Origin of the sequence: Burkholderia sp. ABCPW 14 (assembly GCF_001523835.1) — a bacterium.
Lineage (GTDB): Bacteria > Pseudomonadota > Gammaproteobacteria > Burkholderiales > Burkholderiaceae > Burkholderia > Burkholderia mayonis.
The window spans coordinates 1-2,667 of sequence record NZ_LOVS01000043.1 but is presented as its reverse complement, the minus strand read 5'-3'; the positions used below and the strand labels follow the sequence as shown (position 1 = coordinate 2,667).

General features: G+C 68.3%; 2 protein-coding genes. Both read right to left on the bottom strand.

Going from position 1 to position 2,667, the window contains the following annotated elements; genetic code table 11:
• On the bottom strand, nucleotides 1-1,013 hold a 1,013-nt coding region (locus WS62_RS05825; protein WP_231748204.1), incomplete at its 3' end, for a condensation domain-containing protein.
• A partial coding sequence (locus WS62_RS05820) for a non-ribosomal peptide synthetase (RefSeq protein ID WP_156440877.1) occupies nucleotides 1,010-2,667 on the bottom strand: 1,658 nt, incomplete at its 5' end. The genes WS62_RS05825 and WS62_RS05820, both read right to left, overlap by 4 nt.

Here is a 2,667-nt window from a genome sequence, read left to right as displayed (position 1 = left end):
ACGGGGGTGCCGACGACGATGTCGGCGCTGCCGGAGAGTCGAGCGAGGAAGGCGACGAAGGCGGCGTGGACGAGCATGAAGAGCGTGACGCGCCGGTTGCCGGCGAACTGCAGGAGTTCGCGATGCAATGGGGCTTCGAGGCGCTGGACGAGCTGGCCGCTGCGATGATCGGCGACGGCGGGACGGGGATGATCGAGCGGCAGGTTGTGGACGGCCGGCAGATCGCGCAACGCCGCGGTCCAGTAGGCGAGGTCGTGCGCGTGCGTTTCCGAGCGCGCGTCGCGGCGCTGCCAGCTTGCGTAGTCCTTGTATTGAATCCGCAGTGGCTCAAGCGGACTCGGAAGACCTTGAGCGTACGCGTTGTAGAGTTCGCCCAGCTCGCGCGTCAGTATCGCCATCGACCAGCCGTCCGACGCGATGTGATGGAGCGTGAGCAGGAGGACGTGCGTGTGCGGCGCGAGCCGCAGCAATTTCGCGCGCAGCATCCGGTCCGCGCTCAGATCGAACGGGACAGACGCTTCCTCATGGGCGAGCTGCTCGGCGTGTGCGAGACGCGCGTCGTCCGCCTCGGCGCTCAGGTCGATGTGCGGAAGCTCGACGGCGGTTGCGCGCCGCACGATCTGCACGCAGTCGCCGTCGTCGTTGGTTCCGTAGACCGTGCGCAGTATTTCGTGCCGCTGCAGCAGCGTGTCGAGCGTTCGCTCGAGCGCGTCCAGATTCAGGCCGCCTTCGAGATGCAGGGCGACGGGCATGTTGTATTGCGCGCTGGGGGATTCGATTCGATCCAGCATCCACAGGCGCTGCTGCGCGAACGACGCGTGGCGGATGTCGCGATTCGAATCGATTCCGAAGCGTTCGAACAAATCGAGAATCCGGCTCTTGTGCGTCTTCAGGTAGAGCTTGAGATCCTCGGACAAGCCATCACGGCGAAACGCGATCTTCAGATTGCCGTCGACGCGGTCGAGTTCGATGCCGCGATCGTGCAGGTCGATGAGGGCATTCAACAGGTTCATAGGATGAGCTCGTCTTTTTCAGCGTCGTCGAGGGTCGACGGCCGCAGGGGCGTGTGCGTGGCGGGCGCGGCCGGCGCGAGCGTGCCGAGCACGCGGGCGAGATCGCGGATCGTCGGGTGATTGAACGCGGTCATCACGGGCAGCGTCACGTTCATGCGTTCGGCGACGGTCGCGATCATCCGGGTCGCCAGCAGCGAATGCCCGCCGATTTCGAAGAAGTTATCGGTCACGCCGATCGGTTCGCGCTGCAGCAGCGTCTGCCAGACGTCGCGCAGCATCGCTTCGGTTGCGTTCGCAGGCGGCGCCGGCTGGGGCGCGGTGTGTGAGCGATCGGCGTCGTCCGGCATGGGGAGGCGCTTGCGGTCGAGCTTGCCGTTCGGGGTGAGGGGCAGCGCGGGCAGGAAGACGAACGCGGCGGGGATCATGTAGGCGGGGAGGAAGGCGGCGAGTGCGGCGCGCAGCGCGGGGGCGGAGGTGGCGTGCGCATCGCGGGGGACGACATAGGCGACGAGTTGCGACTCGCCGGCATGGTCGAGTGCGACGACGGCGGCTTCACGGACGCCGTCGCAGGCGCCGAGGCGGGCGTCGATTTCGCCGAGTTCGATCCGGAATCCGCGGATCTTGACCTGCTGATCGAGCCGGCCGAGGAATTCGAGCTGTCCGTCGGGCAGCCAGCGCACGAGGTCGCCGGTACGGTAGAGGCGGCGCACGGAGGCGTCGTGGATGGGGTTGTCGACGAAGCGTTCGGCGGTGAGCTCGGGGCGGCCGAGATAGCCGCGGGCGAGTCCGGCGCCGCCGAGATGGAGTTCGCCGGGGACGCCGACGGGCTGCAGTTGCGCGGAGGCGGACAGGACGAACGCCTGGGTGTTGGCGATCGGGACGCCGATGGTGGGGCGGCCGTTGAGGGTGCGCCGGGTGAAAGTCGAATAGGTGGTGTCCTCGGAGGGGCCGTAGAGATCGTAGACGTGATCGACGCCGGCCTCGTAGAGGGCATCGACGAGGCTTTGCCGGAGGGGCTCGCCGGCGAGGTTGACGGTGCGCACGGAGGCGGGGAGTCGTCCGGTCAGCAGTAGCGCGTGGATCGCGGAGGGGACGGTGTTGACGAGGCGGACGAGGCCGTCGGGGAGCTCGGGGAGGGCGAGCACGTCGCGCACGAGGACGATGCGTCCGGCGGCGGCGAGGGTGGCGAAGATCTCGAAGACGGACAGGTCGAAGCAGACCGAGGTGGAGGCGAGGACGCCGTCGAACGCGTCGGGGGGGAAGGCGTGCAGGGCCCAGTGGATGAAGGCGACGGTGTTGCGGTGCTCGATCATCACGCCCTTGGGCTGGCCGGTGGAGCCGGAGGTGTAGATCAGGTAGGCGAGATGATGCGAGGCGAGGCCGACGTCGGCGGGGTCGGGATTGTGATCGGGGGCGCGGTCGAGGCGCGCGATCAGATCGGTGTCGTCGAGACGGACGACGTTGCGGACGGCGGAGCCGTCGGGAATTGCGAGCGCGCGGGAGGCGATGACGCACTGGGCGCGGGAGTCGAGCAGCATGTAGTCGATGCGCTCGCGGGGATAGGCGGGGTCGAGCGGGAGATAGGCGGCGCCGGCCTTGAGGACGGCGAGCAGCGCGACGACGAGGTCGGGGGAGCGCTCGACGCAGACGCCGA